Consider the following 17,040-nt stretch of genomic DNA (forward strand, 5'->3'; position numbering starts at 1 on the left):
ACCAAGCGCCGCCTGCTGGGCGGAACCATGCTCGACCGCCTCGGCCACGCCGGGATCACCGCCGCCGGGCTGCTATACGCGCTGCCGGCGCACGCGGCCGGATCGTCGATGCCGTGGGAAGCGCCGCTCCAGTCGATCCTCGAAAGCATCGAGGGGCCGGTCGCCAAGATCATCGCCGTCATCATCATCATCGTGACCGGCCTGACCCTGGCCTTCGGCGACACGAACGGCGGGTCGCGGCGAATGATCCAGATCGTGTTCGGCCTCAGCATCGCTTTCGCGGCCAGCTCCTTCTTCCTCACCTTCTTCTCGTTCGGCGGCGGGGCGTTGATCGCATGACCGGCGCGGCCGATCAGGGCGAACGGATCGCGGGTTATTTTGCGCCGGTTCACCGGGCGCTGACCGAGCAGATATTGCTCGGCGGCGCCCCGCGCTCGCTCGCCATCGTCAACGGGACGCTGGCAGGCGCGATCGGGCTCGGCCTGCGCCTCTGGATCGCGGGCCTCGCTATCTGGGCGATCGGCCATGTGTTTGCTGTATGGGCCGCGCGCCGCGATCCGCAATTCGTGGACGTGGCCCGGCGCCACATCCGCTATCCGACGTGGATGCGGCCATGATGAGCTTGCGCGAATATCGCAACGGGGCGGCCAACCTCGCCGACTTCCTGCCCTGGGCCGCGCTGGTCGGGGAAGGCGTCGTGCTCAACAAGGACGGCAGCTTTCAAAGGACCGCATGTTTTCGTGGCCCCGATCTCGACAGCGCCACGCCGGCCGAGCTGGTCGCCACCACGGCGCGGCTGAACAATGCGCTGCGCCGTCTCGGATCAGGCTGGGCGATCTTCGTCGAGGCGCAGCGCACGCCCGCGCTCGACTATCCCGAATCCGATTTTCCCGATCCGGTCTCGGCGCTCGTGGACATGGAGCGCCGCGAACAGTTCCGCGAGGAAGGCGCGCATTTCGAGAGCCACTATTTCCTCACCCTGCTCTGGATGCCGCCGGCCGAGGACGCCGCCCGCGCCGAAACCTGGCTGTATGAGGGCCGTTCCGGCGCGGGCGTCGATCCGTGGGAGTTGCAGGCCAGCTTCACGGATCGCAGCGACCGCGTTCTCAATCTGGTCGAAGGCTTCGTGCCCGAGGTTCGCTGGCTCGATGACTCCGAGACGCTGACCTATCTGCACAGCACGATTTCGACGCGGCGCCAGCGCGTGCGCGTCCCCGAGACGCCGATGCATCTCGATGCACTGCTCGCCGACGAGCCTCTTACTGGCGGGCTAGAGCCGAAGCTGGGCGAGCATCATCTGCGCACGCTCACCGTCATCGGATTCCCGAGTGTCACATTCCCCGGACTGCTCGACGAGCTGAACCGGCTCGCCTTCGCCTATCGCTGGTCCACCCGCGCGATCATGCTCGACAAGACCAACGCGACGAAGCTGCTCACCCGAATCCGCCGTCAGTGGTTTGCCAAGCGCAAGAGCGTCGCTGCGATCTTGAAGGAGGTGATGACCAACGAGGCGAGCACGCTGCTCGACAGCGACGCTTCGAACAAAGCGGCCGATGCCGACACCGCCCTGCAGGAGCTTGGCGCGGACTATGCGGGCATGGCCTATGTGACGGCGACCGTGACGGTGTGGGACCGCGATCCCGCCACAGCGGCCGAGAAGCTGCGGCTGGTCGAGAAGGTCATCCAGGGCCGCGACTTCACCGTCATCCCCGAGGGGATGAACGCGATCGAGGCATGGCTGGGGAGTCTCCCCGGCCACACCTACGCAAATGTTCGGCAACCGCCGATCTCCACCCTCAATCTTGCCCACCTGATCCCCCTGTCAGCGGTATGGGCGGGACCGGAACGGGATGAACATTTCGGTGCGCCACCTTTGCTCTATGGCAAGACCGAAGGAAGCACCCCGTTCCGGTTTTCCCTTCATGTCGGCGACGTCGGACACACGCTGATCGTCGGTCCGACCGGGGCGGGCAAGAGTGTCCTGCTCGCGCTGATGGCGATGCAGTTCCGCCGATACGAGAACGGGCAGGTCTTCGCGTTCGATTTCGGCGGCAGCATCCGCGCCGCCGTGCTCGGCATGGGCGGCGACTGGCAGGATTTAGGCGGCGGGCTGTCCGACGAGGACGCGACCGTCGCCATGCAGCCGCTCGCCCGGATCGACGAGGCGGCCGAACGCGCCTGGGCCGCCGAATGGCTGGCGGCCATCCTCGACACCGAGAACGTCACGGTCGATCCGCAGGCGAAGGAACATATCTGGACGGCGCTAACTTCGCTCGCCAGTGCGCCGCCCACCGAACGCACCCTGACCGGCCTCGCCGTTCTGCTCCAGAGCCAAGAGCTCAAGCAGGCGCTCGCGCCCTGGTGCGTCGGCGGCCCCTGGGGACGCTTGCTCGACGCCGAATCCGAGCGGCTGGGCGAGGCGGCGATCCAGGCGTTCGAGACCGAAGGGCTGATGGAGAGCGGCGCGGCGGCGGCCGTGCTGTCCTACCTGTTCCACCGCATCGGCGGCCGGCTCGACGGGAGCCCGACGCTCATCATCATCGACGAAGGCTGGCTCGCGCTCAAATCGCCGGCCTTTGCAAAGCAGCTTTCGGAATGGCTGGTGACGCTGCGCAAGAAGAACGCCAGCGTCGTCTTCGCCACCCAATCGCTCGCGCAGATCAAGGACAGCGCGGTCGCGCCCGCGATCGTGGAGAGCTGCCAGACGCGCATCCTGCTTCCCAACGAGCGCGCCGTCGAGCCCCAGATCGCGGAGATTTACGAACGCTTCGGGCTCAATGCCCGGCAGATCGAAATCCTCAGCCGAGCGACGCCCAAGCGCGACTATTACTGCCAGTCCCGGCGAGGAAACCGCCTGTTCGAGTTGGGGCTGGGCGAGGTCGCGCTGGCCTTCGCCGCCGCCTCGGCCAAGACCGACCAGCTCGCCATCGCCGACATCATAGCCGTCCACGGCCAGGCCGCGTTCGCCGCCGAATGGCTGCGGCATCGCGGGCTCGCCTGGGCCGCCGACCTTCTTCCCCCCGATCCCGATCAACCGCAGCAGGAGTTTCCCCTATGACCCGCTTCTCCCTGCGCCGCGCCATCCTGGCCGGCGCCGTCGCCGCCTCGGTCATCGTGCCCGTCGTCGCGCCGATGCCGGCCTACGCGCAGTTCGGCGGTATCGTCTATGACCCGACCAACTACGCTTCCAACGTCTTGCAGGCGGCCCGCGCGCTCCAGCAGATCAACAATCAGATCACTCAAATCCAGAACCAGGCGACGAGCCTCATCAACGAGGCGCGCAATCTCGCCAATCTGCCGTTCAGCTCGCTCCAGCAGTTGCAGCAGCAGGTGCAGCGCACCCAGCAGCTTCTCGGCGAGGCGCAGCGCATCGCCTACGACGTGCAGAATATCCAGCAGGCGTTCACCGACCGCTACAAGGGCGCGGCGCTGACCGGCAACCACGCGCAGATGGTCGCCAACGCGAACGCTCGCTGGGAGGATAGCGTGGGCGCGCTGGAGGACGCGCTGCGCGTGCAGGCGGGCGTCGTCGGCAACATCGACGGCGCCCGCACCACGATGGACAGCCTGGTCTCGGCCAGTCAGTCGGCGACCGGCGCGCTCCAGGCGACGCAGGCGGGCAACCAGCTTCTCGCCCTGCAATCGCAGCAGCTCGCTGACCTTACCGCCGCCGTTGCGGCGCAGGGCCGGGCGCAGGCGCTAGAATCGGCGCGCAACGCGGCCGTCGAGGCCGAGGCGCGCGAACGCTTCCGCCGCTTCCGCAACCGCGACTGACATGAGCCGCACGGCGAAAATCGCGGGCGGCGCGGCGCTGGCCGGCATGATGATGACGGTGGCCGTCGTTTCGGCTTCCCGCCGTCCCGAACCGGCCGCGCCGCCGCCGGCCGCGCGCGAAAGCGCGGCTAACCCGATCACCGTCGATATGCGCCGCTGCCGGACGCTCACCATGCCCGACAGCGGTTGCGAAGCCGCCTGGGAAGCAAAGCGCCGCCGCTTCTTCGGCAAGGACGAGCAGTGATGGAAGACACCGGCGTCATCGACACCTTCCTGGGCGTCTTCACCAGCTACATAGATTCGGGTTTTGGCCTCCTGGGCGGCGAGGTCGGCTTCCTGTCCACGACGCTTATAGCGATCGACGTGACGATCGCTGCCCTGTTTTGGGCGTGGGGCGCCGACGAGGACGTGATCCAGCGCCTCGTGAAGAAGACGCTCTACATCGGCGCCTTCGCTTTCATCATCGGCAATTTCCAGTCGCTTGCGACCATCGTGTTCGAGAGCTTCGCGGGGCTGGGGCTCAAGGCGAGTGGTGACGCCCTCAGCCTCGCAGAGTTCATGAAGCCGGGCAGCATCGCGGCGACCGGCCTCGACGCCGGAGCGCCGCTGCTCGACGCGACCGAGGACTTGATGGGGCCGGTCGGCCTGTTCGCCAACTTCGCGCAGATTCTCATCCTGCTCGTGGCCTGGCTGATCGTCGTCCTCGCCTTCTTCATCATCGCCGTGCAGGTCTTCATCGTCCTGATCGAGTTCAAGTTGGTCACGCTGGCGGGGTTCGTGCTGCTGCCCTTCGCGTTTTTCAGCAAGACCGCCTTCATGGCCGAAAAGGTCTTGGGGCATATCGTCTCGACCGGAATCAAGGTGCTGGTCCTGGCCGTCATCACCGGGATCGGCACGACGCTGTTCAGCCAGTTCACCGACACGCCCGTCGTGGTCGAGCCGGATATGGAGCAGGTCATGGCGATCGCACTCGCCGCGCTGACCTTGCTCGGCCTCGCCATCTTCGGGCCGTCCATCGCCAACGGCATCGTCTCGGGCGGCCCGGCGCTCGGCGCGGGCGCCGCGGCCGGGACCGCGCTCGCCGCGGGCGGCGCGCTGGTCGGAGGCGCAGCCGCAACCCGTCTCGGCGCTGGCGCGGCAGCCGGCGCCATCGGCGGAACGGCCAGGGGCGCAGCGTTCACGTCCGGCGCGGCATCGAGCGCCTATGCGCTCGGTTCGGCCGGCAAGACCGGCGCGGCGGCCGTCGCCGGAGGCGCGGGCGGCGTCGGCAGGGCGGCGGTCGGCGCCGCCATGTCGCCGCTGCGCAAGGCCGCCGCATCCTTGAAGGACAGCTATCGCTCGGGCGGCCGCGCGGCCGTCACCGCGACCGGCGGCACGATCACCGGCGGCGCCACGCCGCCCGCATCATCGACCGCCGGGCCGCCGGCCTGGGCCGCCGCCATGAAGCAACGCCAGACCATGACCCACGGCGCCACGGTCGCCGCCCACACGCTGCGCGGCGGCGACGGCGGAGGCGGAGGCGCGTCCGTCGATCTCAGCCAGAAGGATTGATCCGCAATGTTCCGACGCCCCACTATCCGCTACGGCCAGACTCCCGAACCCGTCACCCCCTATCAGCGCGCGGCGCAGGTATGGGACGACCGCATGGGCGCCGCCCGCGTGCAGGCGAAGAACTGGCGCCTTGCCTTCTTCAGCGCGCTTGCCCTCTCGGGCGGGCTTACGGTTGGCCTGGTCTGGCAATCGGCGCGGGGGCACATCGTCCCCTGGGTGGTGCAGGTCGATCGGCTCGGCGAAGCGCAGGCGGTCGCACCGGCCGAGGCGAGCTACCGGCCGACCGATCCGCAGATCGCGTTCCACCTGGCCCGCTTCATCGAGCAGGTCAGGAGCATCCCGGCCGACCCCATCATCGTGCGCCAGAACTGGCTCCGCGCCTACGACTTCACGACCGATCGCGGCGCGCTGGCGCTGAACGACTATGCCCGCGCCAATGACCCGTTCGCCAATGTCGGGCGGGTGCAAGTCGCGGTGGACGTATCGAGCGTGATCCGCGCCTCTGGCGACAGCTTCCGCATCGCATGGACCGAGCGGCGCTATCAGGATGGCAGTCTCGCCGAAACGACGCGCTGGTCGGCGATCCTCACCGTCGCGGTGCAGACCCCGCGCACGCCCGACGCGCTGCGCAAGAACCCGCTCGGTCTGTTCGTGAACGCAATCAACTGGTCGAAGGAGCTGGCCCAATGAGACATCCCCGATTCCGCAAGGCCGCCATGCCAGTCTTGCTTATGTCCGCGTCCGCTCTCGGCGCTTGCGCCACCACGTCGGCCAAGACGGCCAACGTGCCGCCGGCCGAGATCGCCGCGACGCCGGCCCCGGAACCGCCGCGCGCCGTCGAGGTGGTGACGATCCCCGAGCCCCTGCCGCTCCCCGGCCAGTTGAAGCCGGTAGAGGCCGGCGCGCGGCCGTCCGAGCCGTCCGATCCGCGCCAGCGCGTCGGCGCGGCCAACGCCGCCGCTCGCATCCAGCCTACCCGTGACGGCTATGTGAACGCCATCCAGCAGTATCCCTGGACCGAAGGCGCGCTCTATCAGGTCTATACCGCGCCCGGCCAGGTGACGGACATCGCCTTGCAGGAAGGCGAGCATCTCGTGGGGCCGGGGCCGGTTGCGGCCGGCGATACCGTGCGCTGGATCATCGGCGACACCGTGAGCGGCAGCGGCCAAACGGCGCGTGTCCATATCCTCGTAAAGCCCACCCGGTCCGACATCGGCACGAACTTGGTCGTCAACACCTCGCGGCGCACCTATCATCTGGAACTGCGCGCGACGCCTTCGACCTACATGGCGTCGGTGAGCTGGACCTATCCCCAAGACCGCCTCATCGCGCTGCGCGGCGCCAACGCCGCCGCTGCATCATCCGCTCCGATCGCTACCGGCCTCGACATCGCCGCGCTCAATTTCCGTTACCGGATCGAAGGCGACCGCGTGGCCTGGCGTCCGGCCCGCGCGTTCGACGACGGCCGGCAGGTGTTCATCGAGTTCGCGGCCGAGATCTCGCAGGGCGAGATGCCGCCGCTGTTCGTGACCGGCGCGGCCGGCGATGCCGAGCTGGTCAACTACCGCGTCCAGGGCCGCTACATGGTGGTGGACCGGCTGTTTGCCAGCGCCGAGTTGCGTCTGGGCGACCGGCGCACAGAGCGGCGCGTGCATATCCTGCGCGATGAAGCACGCCGGGGGCGGCCGTGAGCGATCCCGCCGGCACGCCCGCACAACCTGTTCCGCAGCAGCCCGCGCCGGCCGCACCGCAGGCAGCGCCGCAGCCTGCGCCTGCCGATCCTCGCGCGTTCCAGCTTCGCGGTGATCCGCCGCGCGTCATGCGCCTGTCGAGGAAGGCGCTCGCCGCGCTCGGCGCCGCCGCCGGTCTCGGCATCGGCGGCGCGCTGCTCTACGCGCTGAATCCTCCCGACAAGGGCGAGCGGCAGGAACTTTACGGGACGGAAGGCAGGGCGACCGCCGAAAACATCACGTCCGGCCCGAAGGACTACAGCCAGGTTCCAAAACTCGGGGCGCCGCTCCCCGGCGATCTTGGGCGGCCGATCCTGTCGGCGCAGCAGCGCGGCGAGAACGTGCCCGTCCCGCCGATGGGAACCGGACAATCCGATCCGCGCGCGCAGGCCGCCGAAGCCGCCCGCCAGCGTGCGCAGCAGGAACGCGACGCCGCCCGCACCGCCAGCCTGTTCCTCGGCAGCGGCACGGCGAGCGGCGGGGCCGCCATGCCGACGGTCGGCGCAGCGCCGGACTCCGCCGTCCCTACACAGCCGGATGGAGCGGCGTCGCAGGGCGACCAGGCCGGCAAGCGCGCCTTCATGGCGCAGGCGTCCAACCCGCGCACGGTGAGCGTCGAGCGGCTGACCACACCGGCATCGCCCAACATCGTGCAGGCGGGCAGCATCATTCCTGCCGCGCTTATTACGGGCGTCCGTTCCGACCTTCCCGGCCAGATCACCGCCCAGGTGACGCAGAACGTCTATGACAGCCCGACCGGGCGCATCCTGCTCATTCCGCAGGGCGCGCGGCTGACCGGCGAATACGACAGCCAGATCGCCGCCGGGCAGACCCGCGTGCTGCTCGCCTGGGATCGCCTCATCATGCCGGACGGGCGCTCGATCGTCCTCGAGCGCCAGCCCGGCGCCGATCCGGCCGGTTTCGCGGGGCTACAGGACCGCGTGAACCAGCATTGGGGCAATATGCTGAAAGCCGCTGCCATCTCGACCTTGCTCGGCATGGGGACCGAGCTGGCGGCCGACAGCGAAGGCGATCTCATTCGCGCCCTGCGCAGGGGCACGCAGGACACCATCAATCAGACCGGCCAGCAGATCGTGCGCCGCCAGCTCAATGTGCAGCCGACGCTCACCATCCGGCCGGGGCATCCCTTGCGCGTGGTCATCACCCGCGACCTCGTGCTTGAACCGATCGGAGCGACACGATGACGAAATTGAAGCTGGGGCCGCTGGCCGATGACCGCCCGGTCAAGATCAACGTCGAGCTACCCGCCGCCGTCCACCGCGATCTTGTCGCCTATGCTTCCGCGCTCGCCGCCGAGACACGACAACAACCCGTTGCGCCGGAGAAGCTGGTCGCGCCCATGCTCGCCCGCTTCATGGCGACCGACCGGGCATTTGCGAAGGCGCAGCGCCAGGGTCAGCCTCATGGAATGTCGAAGGACAGCGCATAGCGTTCGCGCACGAAGGCGAGAAAGCGACGCAGCGCGGGATTGCCGTTGTCATTCCGCCAGTATCCCGAAAAGCCGATCAGCACTGGCCCCTGCTCGCCGTGGACGGGCCGGTAAACCACATCAGGATAGCGTGCTCCGGTCGCACCCTCGCAGATGATCGAGAGGCCGAGACCGCCGCCCAGGATGCTCAGGATCGTCTCGCGGCTGGCGTGGTGCATCCTGATGTCCGGCTGGACTCCCGCGACCGACAGGCGACCGAGCAACATGTCGCGAATTTCCGGGCCGGGATCGGCGGCCGTGAGCAGGAACTGCTCGCGTCGAAGGTCTGTCCAGTGGAGCAGGTCGCGCTCGGCCAGCGGATGACTGGCTGGCAGCGCCACCAGCACGCGCTCGCTCCAGAACGGCTCGTGCCGGAACCCGTCATGGCTAGTGACGCCCACGAGGATCGCAATGTCGATCTCGCCGGTATCGAGTCCGGCGAGCAGTGCGCCCCGATCGGCTTCCACGCCATCCAGATCGACATCGGGATGTGCGTTACGCCAGCCCAGCATGGTCGCGCGTAGATTTCCGGCCGAGACCGAGCTGTAGTGCCCGACCATCAGACCGCCTGCGCGGCCTTGCCCTGCCGCCCGCATGGTCGCCACCAACTTGTCCGCATTGGCGACCATAGGCTTCACCGCGCGGATGAACGCGCTTCCTGCGATCGTCATGGTAACTCCCGCGCGCGAGCGATCGAAGATTTTTGTGCCGACCACACGCTCCAGCTTGAGGATATTTCGGCTAAGAGTGGACTGCTCGACATCCAATGCCCGCGCGGCCCGGTAGAAGCTGCCGTGATCGGCCGCCGCGATGGCGTAACGGAGTTGACGGATGTCGAACGGCATCACGTTCTTCCTACTCGCGCGAATGCCCGCACCGAGCGTTGAAAGCCAAGCACGATCAGCAACGACGCGCCGACGAGTGGAAACAGAATCGCCATTGCCGCGATCATGCCGACGACGATCGGAGGTAGCCTGTCCGTAGGATGTAGGGCCGGCGCCGCCAACTCCCCCTTGGGCCGTCTGCGCCACCATAGGACGATGCCGGCGACCACGCCGCCGATCAGCGCCAGGCAGACGGTCAGATTCGCGAGTTGGTTGGCGAGGCCATATTGCCGCCCGACATGAAGCTCCACGCCCCATTCAACGGCCTTGGCGATCGGGCTGTAGTTTTCCCAACCGACATTACCGATGATCCTGCCGTTCGCCGGATCGACATAGATGGTGCGTTGGCCCTCGGCCTTGTCGGGGACATAGCTGATCGTGAACACGGATGCCGGATCAGCGGGGTAGAAGATACGCACGCCTTCGCCGAACTGCTGCCGGTCGAGCAGCGGTAGCAGCCGCTCTATATCGGCGATGCCGATCCGTTGATGGTCGCCGTGATGATGGCCGCCCGATCCATGCGGTGGTGTGGTCTGGCGGATCGTCCAGGGCAGCTTCGCGGCCTCGGGATCGTGCATCGCATGATCGTTGGCGCCAGCTCCGCCGTCCACCTTGGGCGCCGCGCGAAAGTTGGGCGACGGCGCGATGAACGGCACGCTCTCCCCGATCCGAGCGAACTGGTGGCCCCAAAAGGCCGACCAAGGGAGGCCGGTTAAAATGAGCAGGGCGACGAGGACGGCATTGACCGTTGCCGGAATAGCATGGAGATCGCGCCAGAAGCGCCGCCCCGTCGCCGACAGCCGGGGCACGAATACGCCCTTGAGCTTCCACCGGCGCGGCCACCACAGCCAGATGCCCGTCGCCAGCATCACCAGCGTCCAGCAGGCGATCAGCTCGACAACGTAGCTGCCCGCCTCGCCGGCCATGAGGTTGCCGTGCAAGTCGCGGATGATGTTCGTCGGTTGGGTCGCGGGATCGACCGTTCCGGTCACACGGCCCCGGTATGGATCGAGATAGACGTCGCGCATCGCACCATCGGGCAAGCGGACGTTCCACACCGACGCCTCACCTGGCCCATGAGGCAAGCGGACGCGGCCGATCCGCGCGTCCGGCAGGGCGCGTGCCACGGCGGCCTCCTGCGTCGCCAGCGGTAGCGGCGCACCGGCGACGGCCACGGTCTGAATCTCGCGGTTCCACCAGCCATCCACTTCCCGGTCGAATAGGTAGAGCGCGCCCGTCAGCGTAAGAATTACGAGCAGCGGGGCCGTGAACAGCCCCGCGTAGAAATGCCAGCGCCACACCGCCCGATAGGCGGTGGGCCGCGCTGGCGGATCGTTATCGATCGCAGTCACGGCCATATTCGCCTCCCTTAGAAGTTGACGCCGAGGCGCAGGGAGAAGGTGCGGGGATCGCCCGGTATGACCGCGAAGCTGTTGCCCGACGCCGTGTAATAGGTCTTGTCGAACAGGTTGTTCACGGTCGCGTCGATCGTGACGGCTCCCAGGCGATAGCCCGCGCCAATATCCGCGATGGTGTATGCCGGCAGGCGCACCGAACTGCCGTTCACCAGCAAGCGGCTGCCGATATGGTTGATCCCGCCCCGGAGCGACAGGGCCGTGCCGGGGATGGCGATGGAGGTTCGCGCCGTGACGGTGTGCTTTGGCACGTCACCGAGCGGCGAGCCCTGATCCCCATCATTACTGCGCGTGATCTTGGAATCTAGGTAGGCATAGCCCGCCGAGATCGACCACCAGGGCAGCGGGTGCCATTCGCCCTCCATCTCCACGCCGCGCACCCGCTGCGCGCCGACATTGATGCTGAAATCGGGGTTGTTGGGATCGGTGGTGAGCGCGTTGACCCGCTTGATCTGGAAAGCAGCCACGCTGCCCCGCAGCGTGCCATGCCGAAGCCGCAGCCCGACTTCCGCTTGATTCGACTCTTCCGGCTTGAGGGGCTTGCCATCGGCGGCCCGCGCGCCTGCGCTGCTCTCGATGTCGAAGCCGGTATTGTAACCGGCATAGACGGAAAGCGCGTCGTTCAGGCGATAGGTAGAGCCAAGTTGCCAGATGGTGGACTGGACGCGCGACCGATCGGCGGCCGGCCCGCCATAGTCTCCATTCGCCGCCTCGATCCAGCTATGCCGGATCGCGCCGATCACGTCCCAGCGGTCGGTGAGGGCGATCTGATCCTGCGCATAGAGCGCATGGCCGTCTATGTTGTAGAAGCTGTCGAAGGCGAAGGCCCGAGCCGGAGATACGCCCCTGAAACCATAGACCGGGTTCACCACGTTGATCGGCGTGACGTTGGTAAGGTTGTATTGAGTGAAACGACCGCGCTCGCGGTCATATTCATAGCCGAGCAGCAGCTTGTGCGTGATCGGCCCCGTTCTCACCGTCCCCGAGAGGTCGAGCTGCGCGATGGTATAGGCATCGTCCTCGCGGCCCACGCGACCGTTACGATTGATGGTCACGAGATCGGCTCGCGGGCTTTGCAGCCGGATTTGCAGGAAGCTCGTATTGAACTCCTGATACTGGAACCGGGGTGTGAGGGTCCAGTTGTCCGACAGCTTCACGTCGACCCACGCCTGGACGAGCGGCGCGTTCGCGTCCATCCGGTCAACATCGGGCTCGCTGAGGTTGAGGCCGCGCCGGAGGGTTCCGACACCGTTCGACTGGACGGTGCCGGGAATGGGCAAGCCGACATAGCGCCGGGTCTTCCGCTCGACATATTCGGCGACCAGGTTGGCCGTGATGCTATCCGATGGGGCATAGCGCAGGCTGAGACCCGCGTTCAGCCGATCCATGTCCTGAAAATCGACGAACGTGCCGGAGCGTTCGACTTCGCCGGTCGCGCGAACGGCAAGGCCGGGAGCGAGGCCGCCAGTCATGTCGAAGCTGAGCATCTTCTGATCGTAGTTGCCGATCGTGCCGGCGAAGCTGCCCGCCGCTTCTTCCTGCGGGCGCTTGGTGACGATGCTGATGATCCCGCCCACGGCCGACTGGCCGTAGAGCACGCCCGATGGGCCTTTCAGAACTTCGACGCGCTCGATGTTGGACAGGGCCGACGCATCGACATCCTCGTAGTAGCGCTGGCGGATGCCGTTGCGCATCTGATCGGCAAGGAAGCCGCGCACCTTAAGGCTGAACGACTGGTAGGCGCCGACGCGCGAGTAGCCCGCGTTGGCGCTCGGCACGCCGCGCAGCAGGTCGCCTATTGATCGCGCGCCCTGCTCGATAATGTCGTCTGCGGTGACGATCTGGACGCTCTGCGGCACCCGCTCGATCGGGATGCCCGACTTCGCGCCGAAGTCGCCGGAGAACTTGGTGCCGGTAACGATGATCGTATCCACCTCTTGATCCGGGGTGGCTTTTTGGGCGGCGGCGGGATTGGCGGCCGCCAGGGCGGACAGGGCGGCCGAAGTCGCCAGAGCAATCTTGAACATTTGGATTTCCTTGTTTGGACGGATTGGCGGCGCTCAGCGAGCTGCGGCCAGCGTGTTGGCGATGATCCCGGCGACCGCGCGGCGTTCATCTGCGGCAAGGCAGAGGCCGATCGGGTAGCGGTGGTTGCGGAAGATGAGCGCGAGCGCGGGCGAGACTTCCGAGCCGCGCAGGTCGAGCTTCGTCCAATAGGCGGGCAGCGCGAGCCGCTGTTCGCGGCCCTGATCGTCGATACTGAGATGGACGATCTTGCCATCGACCAGCGTCAGCCGCTCTTCGGGCGGACGGGTCCGACGAAAAGCATGGAGCGCCGTGACAAGCAGAGTCAGGTCAAGGGCGCTGAACACGAGCACCGGCCATGCGCCGATGAGCACGAAGCGCAGCGACATAGCCGCCATGACCAGGCCGAAGCCGATGAGGACGAGATTGGTCCCTTTCGGCAGGGCAGATCGGTTGGCGACCATGCGCAGGTCGAGCGTGCAGGGCTCGAACCATGCAGATGCGGGGAGCCTGCCGGCATCGGCAGGATCGGACGGCCGCAGAGGCCGCCCGGCGATTGAATATGCCATGATAGTATCCTGATCCGGCGCGCGCGCCGTTAGGACGGACGCGCGTGCGTTGTTGAGCGTTCGGATGGATCAGGCGGTGGCGGGTGGTCCGCGCAGCGGGGGTCGCAAGTAAGCGCGACGCGCCAGAACGGGTCGCGAAACGAAGAGGAAAACAGTCGCGATGATGAACGCGATGGCGACTACGAGCAGAAGCGGATCGGCTGCCGCGAGAGTCGGCGTCGAGAGCCCTGCGAAGGCGCAGGGCATGTCCGCCTTTTTATGGTGATCGTGGTTGTCGGAATCTCCGGCCGTGCCGGGGATTTCCATCTGGATGGTCTGCACGCCTTGTCCGGTGCAGAGCTGGATCGTCATCGTGCCGTTCGCGAAAGCGGGCATGAAGCCCGCCGGCACGACCAGCTTGACCACCAGCGCGGTGACAACCAGCCAGAAGGCCAGCCAGCGATGCCGCGCGACGAAGGTCCGGAACAGGGTCACGAGTGGGCCACCCCGGTCAGCCTTCGGCTATCCGCCAAGCGTTGCTCGACGAGACGGCGAACGCGATCCAGCAGCTTCGCTCGATCGTCGTCATCGGCTCTGATAGCCGCCTGCATTTCATCGACGAGATACTGAAGGCTCTTGGGGCCGTAGGTTGCGACCACCCTCTTCGCAATCTGTTCTACTTCTTCCTCAGACCAGGTTTTCGGCCAAATGCTGAGTGCGCGGCCGTGGTCCCGATGGCCCGATATTTTTCTAATCCCCATTCCGTTTCCCCATCCAATATTTTGAATGAACGACTGCCCGCTCACGGCCGCCCTAGTCGGTCCGTTCGCGCGTCGTCCTTCAGATAAATGGATCAGGCGGTGGCGGGTGGTCCGCGCAGTGGGGGTCGCAGATAGACACGACGCCGTAGGACGGGTCGCGAAACAGTGCGGAAAGCGGTCGCGATGATGAACGCAATGGCGACCGCGAGCAGGAGTGGATCGGCTGCCGCCAGGGTAGGCGCTGACAGGCCGGAGAAGGCGCATGGCATCTCGGCGCGCTTGTGATCGCTCTTGTCATGATCACCGGCTTGGCCGGGAATCTCCATCATGACTGTCTGGGCGCCCTGCCCGGTGCAGAGCTGGACCACCATCATGCCGTTTGCCATGCCGGGCATGAAGCCGGCTGGTATCAGCACCTTCAACAGCACCGCCGCCGCGACCAGCCAGGCGGCCAGCCAGTGATGGCGAGTCATGAAGGTGCGAATGGTGCCCACGGCGGGCCGTTTAGATTGAACGACACCAATTGTCGAGTTTATGACGTTGCTCGACGCGGTTGGATTGCAGCCTTCACCGTTCACGATCTATGCAGCGCGCTCGAGCTGGAAGGGAGGATGGGATGGGATGAGACGTGCGGCGATGACGATGCTCGCGGCTGCCCTGGCGGTCGCGGCTTGCAGCAATCCCAAGATGACCGACGACCCAAAGACGACCACGGATGCCAATCTCAAAGCAGCCTTGCAGGCGTGGTTCGATGAGCATCCCGATTGCGTCCGGCTCGATAGGAGCGGCAGCTTGCCGATCGAGCGCGAAGCATCGCGCCAGGTGGACAAGCCGGCGCTGGACGCGGCCGTCGCTGCCGGCCTGCTCTCGGTCGAACCGCTTGCCGGCGATCGGGTCCGATACAGCCGGACCGACGCCGGTAAGGGTGCCCTGCGAGACGGGGACCGATTCCTCCGGGGCGTGAACCTTTGCTACGCCCGGCGCAACATCGAGGCGGTCGAGAACTTCACCGAGCCGACCGACATGGCAGGGGTGAAGGCGACGCGCGTCACCTACCGTTACACGCTCAAGGATGTTGCGTCTTGGGTGAGCAACCCGGCCATCGCTGCCGCGCTTCCGGCGATCCCCGAAGCGGTCGCTAAGCCCCCCTCGACAGACGCCGACGACCTGATATTGACCGACAAAGGCTGGACGCACCATCGCGCGCTACGCTGACCGTTCCCTTATGCCATAGCGTGTGAAAGCGCATGGCGACCGGGAACGGCGGGGCAATGCGGGGAAGTGCGGCCCTAGCGTAGTAGAAGCGGCGACACGTAGTTATCAGATGAATCCGTGACGGCGCGCCATTCCCTTCCATCGATCGATATTCCCGCCTAAACGGAGCCGCGGCCAGCGATTTCGTGGGAACATTTTTGCGCGTGCCGCATCCAATCGCCTTTGGCGGGAGGTGTCGATGGCTGATTCATCGGTGATGGCGGCAGGGGTGACGGCGGCAGGCGGGTTCGAGGCCATGGCCGACGCCGGGCTCGTCGAGCAGGTGCGGCGCGGCGAGCCGCTGGCCTTTTGTGCGGTGATGCGGCGTTACAATCAGCCGCTGTTCCGCGTCGCGCGCGCGATCATGGCCGACGATGCGGAGGCCGAGGATGTCGTGCAGGAAAGCTATGCGCGCGCTTTTGCCGCGATCGACGGCTTTCGCGGCGAGGCGGGGCTGGGGACCTGGCTGACGCGGATCGTGATCAACGAAAGCCGCGGCCGCCTGCGCCGCCGGCGGCCGCTGGTCGATCTCGATCAGGTCGAGCGGAGCCAGGCGGCGGGCGCGTTGATCCTCGGCTTTCCGGGCGGCAAGGTCGTCGACGATCCCGAGGCCGACGCGGCGCGCGCCGAGGTGCGGCGGCTGCTCGAACGCGCGGTCGATGACCTGCCCGAGCCCTTCCGCCTCGTCTTCATCCTGCGCGATATCGAGGGCCGCTCGGTCGAGGAGGTCGCGGGTCTGCTCGATATCCAGGCCGAGACCGTCCGCACCCGGCTGCACCGTGCGCGCCGCCAGCTTCGCGCGGCGCTCGACGCGACGCTTGCCGACGCGCTGCGCGGCAGTTTTCCCTTCCTTGGCGCCCGGTGCGACCGGCTGGTCGACGCTGTAATGCGGCGGCTGCGGGCAGAGCGCGGCTGGCCCGATCCGCTCTAGCGATCGAGTCCGAACGGGATTGCGGCGAGCAGATCACGGCGCAGGTCGGGATCTTCGCGAAAATCGCCGAGCCACGCCTTGGTCACCATTGCAACGCCCGGTTGGTTGACGCCGCGCGTCGTCATGCAGCCGTGCCGCGCCTCGACGATCACCGCGACGCCGTGCGGCTTTAGGACGGAAAACAGCGTGTCGGCGATTTGCTGGGTCAATCGTTCCTGCAATTGCAACCGGCGGCCAAAGGCGTCGACCAGCCGTGACAGCTTCGATATGCCGACGACCCGGCCGCGCGGGCGATAGGCGACATGGACGCGCCCGGTGATCGGCGCGAGATGATGCTCGCAGGTCGAAACGAGCGGGATGTCGCGAAGCAGGACGGTGTCTTCATATCCGTTCGCCTCGTCGAAGACGCGCGCCAGATAGGCGGCGGGATCGACGGCATAACCCGCGAACCATTCGGCATAGGCGCGCGCAACGCGGGCGGGCGTGTCGCGCAGCCCCTCGCGCGCGGGATCGTCGCCCGCGGCCGCGATCAGGGTGCGGACGGCGGCCTCGACCGCCGCGCGTCCGGGGCGCGGTGCGGCTGCCGGATCGAGGGTTTCGCAGTCGTGGCGGTCGGCGGAGGCGGGGGGCTGCAATAAATCCATGACATATCCTTGGCGTTTCGGAGCGCATTGGATG

Annotated in this window: 20 protein-coding genes; 12 read left to right on the forward strand and 8 right to left on the reverse strand. The window is 67.0% G+C overall.

What is annotated here, in order from left to right; translation table 11 throughout:
- Positions 1-27: 27 nt before the first annotated feature.
- From ACVENA_RS07190 to ACVENA_RS07235, 10 genes are read left to right on the forward strand one after another with little or no spacing between them, the layout of a single operon-like run.
- Entirely contained in the window at positions 28-339 is a 312-nt protein-coding gene (locus ACVENA_RS07190; protein ID WP_449328909.1) for a TrbC/VirB2 family protein, read from the forward strand.
- A complete protein-coding gene (locus tag ACVENA_RS07195; RefSeq protein ID WP_449328212.1) occupies positions 336-617 on the forward strand; it encodes a VirB3 family type IV secretion system protein in 282 nt (93 codons plus the stop codon). Before ACVENA_RS07190 ends, ACVENA_RS07195 begins: the two co-directional genes overlap by 4 nt.
- On the forward strand, positions 614-3,058 hold the full coding sequence (gene trbE, locus ACVENA_RS07200) for a conjugal transfer protein TrbE (protein ID WP_449328213.1): 2,445 nt from the start codon (positions 614-616) through the stop codon (positions 3,056-3,058). Before ACVENA_RS07195 ends, trbE begins: the two co-directional genes overlap by 4 nt.
- Positions 3,055-3,774: a P-type conjugative transfer protein TrbJ gene (gene trbJ, locus ACVENA_RS07205; protein ID WP_449328214.1), complete on the forward strand. Its 720-nt coding sequence runs from the start codon at positions 3,055-3,057 to the stop codon at positions 3,772-3,774. The genes trbE and trbJ overlap by 4 nt, the downstream gene beginning before the upstream one ends.
- A 1-nt stretch (position 3,775) precedes the next feature.
- Positions 3,776-4,018 carry a putative entry exclusion protein TrbK-alt gene (gene trbK-alt, locus ACVENA_RS07210; protein WP_449328215.1) on the forward strand — a complete coding sequence of 81 codons (243 nt, stop codon included), beginning with the start codon at positions 3,776-3,778 and terminating at the stop codon, positions 4,016-4,018.
- Positions 4,018-5,325: a P-type conjugative transfer protein TrbL gene (gene trbL, locus ACVENA_RS07215; RefSeq protein ID WP_449328216.1), complete on the forward strand. Its 1,308-nt coding sequence runs from the start codon at positions 4,018-4,020 to the stop codon at positions 5,323-5,325. Before trbK-alt ends, trbL begins: the two co-directional genes overlap by 1 nt.
- A gap of 6 nt (positions 5,326-5,331) precedes the next feature.
- Complete coding sequence (trbF, locus tag ACVENA_RS07220; RefSeq protein ID WP_449328217.1) at positions 5,332-6,015, forward strand: conjugal transfer protein TrbF; 684 nt, start codon at positions 5,332-5,334, stop codon at positions 6,013-6,015.
- Entirely contained in the window at positions 6,012-7,016 is a 1,005-nt protein-coding gene (trbG, locus tag ACVENA_RS07225) for a P-type conjugative transfer protein TrbG (RefSeq protein ID WP_449328218.1), read from the forward strand. Before trbF ends, trbG begins: the two co-directional genes overlap by 4 nt.
- Entirely contained in the window at positions 7,013-8,260 is a 1,248-nt protein-coding gene (locus ACVENA_RS07230; RefSeq protein ID WP_449328219.1) for a TrbI/VirB10 family protein, read from the forward strand. Before trbG ends, ACVENA_RS07230 begins: the two co-directional genes overlap by 4 nt.
- The gene (locus tag ACVENA_RS07235; protein ID WP_449328220.1) at positions 8,257-8,505 is read left to right on the forward strand and encodes a DUF2274 domain-containing protein; all 249 of its coding nucleotides are present in this window, start codon (positions 8,257-8,259) and stop codon (positions 8,503-8,505) included. The genes ACVENA_RS07230 and ACVENA_RS07235 overlap by 4 nt, the downstream gene beginning before the upstream one ends.
- On the opposite strand, the gene ACVENA_RS07240 is transcribed toward ACVENA_RS07235, so the two are convergent.
- From ACVENA_RS07240 to ACVENA_RS07270, 7 genes are all read right to left on the reverse strand, one after another.
- Positions 8,478-9,389 (reverse strand): LysR substrate-binding domain-containing protein, encoded by a 912-nt coding sequence (locus tag ACVENA_RS07240; RefSeq protein ID WP_449328221.1) that lies wholly within the window; start codon positions 9,387-9,389, stop codon positions 8,478-8,480. The two genes, ACVENA_RS07235 and ACVENA_RS07240, sit on opposite strands and share 28 nt — an antisense overlap.
- Positions 9,389-10,786 (reverse strand): PepSY-associated TM helix domain-containing protein, encoded by a 1,398-nt coding sequence (locus ACVENA_RS07245; RefSeq protein ID WP_449328222.1) that lies wholly within the window; start codon positions 10,784-10,786, stop codon positions 9,389-9,391. The genes ACVENA_RS07240 and ACVENA_RS07245 overlap by 1 nt, the downstream gene beginning before the upstream one ends.
- Positions 10,787-10,797: 11 nt before the next feature.
- Entirely contained in the window at positions 10,798-12,870 is a 2,073-nt protein-coding gene (locus ACVENA_RS07250; protein ID WP_449328223.1) for a TonB-dependent receptor, read from the reverse strand.
- A 33-nt stretch (positions 12,871-12,903) separates the two neighbouring features.
- The gene (locus ACVENA_RS07255) at positions 12,904-13,437 is read right to left on the reverse strand and encodes a DUF2244 domain-containing protein (RefSeq protein ID WP_449328224.1); all 534 of its coding nucleotides are present in this window, start codon (positions 13,435-13,437) and stop codon (positions 12,904-12,906) included.
- A 69-nt stretch (positions 13,438-13,506) separates the two neighbouring features.
- Positions 13,507-13,911 carry a DUF2946 family protein gene (locus ACVENA_RS07260; protein ID WP_449328225.1) on the reverse strand — a complete coding sequence of 135 codons (405 nt, stop codon included), beginning with the start codon at positions 13,909-13,911 and terminating at the stop codon, positions 13,507-13,509.
- Positions 13,908-14,222 (reverse strand): hypothetical protein, encoded by a 315-nt coding sequence (locus ACVENA_RS07265; protein WP_449328226.1) that lies wholly within the window; start codon positions 14,220-14,222, stop codon positions 13,908-13,910. Before ACVENA_RS07265 ends, ACVENA_RS07260 begins: the two co-directional genes overlap by 4 nt.
- 47 nt (positions 14,223-14,269) lie before the next feature.
- Entirely contained in the window at positions 14,270-14,650 is a 381-nt protein-coding gene (locus ACVENA_RS07270; RefSeq protein WP_449328227.1) for a DUF2946 family protein, read from the reverse strand.
- A gap of 61 nt (positions 14,651-14,711) precedes the next feature.
- Here ACVENA_RS07270 and ACVENA_RS07275 point away from each other — a divergent pair, with 61 nt between their 5' ends.
- Both ACVENA_RS07275 and ACVENA_RS07280 read left to right on the forward strand, forming a co-directional pair.
- The gene (locus ACVENA_RS07275; protein ID WP_449328228.1) at positions 14,712-15,392 is read left to right on the forward strand and encodes a hypothetical protein; all 681 of its coding nucleotides are present in this window, start codon (positions 14,712-14,714) and stop codon (positions 15,390-15,392) included.
- Between the two features lie 238 nt (positions 15,393-15,630).
- Entirely contained in the window at positions 15,631-16,362 is a 732-nt protein-coding gene (locus tag ACVENA_RS07280) for an RNA polymerase sigma factor (protein WP_449328229.1), read from the forward strand.
- Here ACVENA_RS07280 and folE read toward each other — a convergent pair.
- On the reverse strand, positions 16,359-17,006 hold the full coding sequence (gene folE / locus ACVENA_RS07285) for a GTP cyclohydrolase I FolE (RefSeq protein WP_257549598.1): 648 nt from the start codon (positions 17,004-17,006) through the stop codon (positions 16,359-16,361). The genes ACVENA_RS07280 and folE overlap by 4 nt on opposite strands.
- Between the last annotated feature and the right edge of the window lie 34 nt (positions 17,007-17,040).

The organism is Sphingopyxis sp. 550A, from assembly GCF_053569535.1.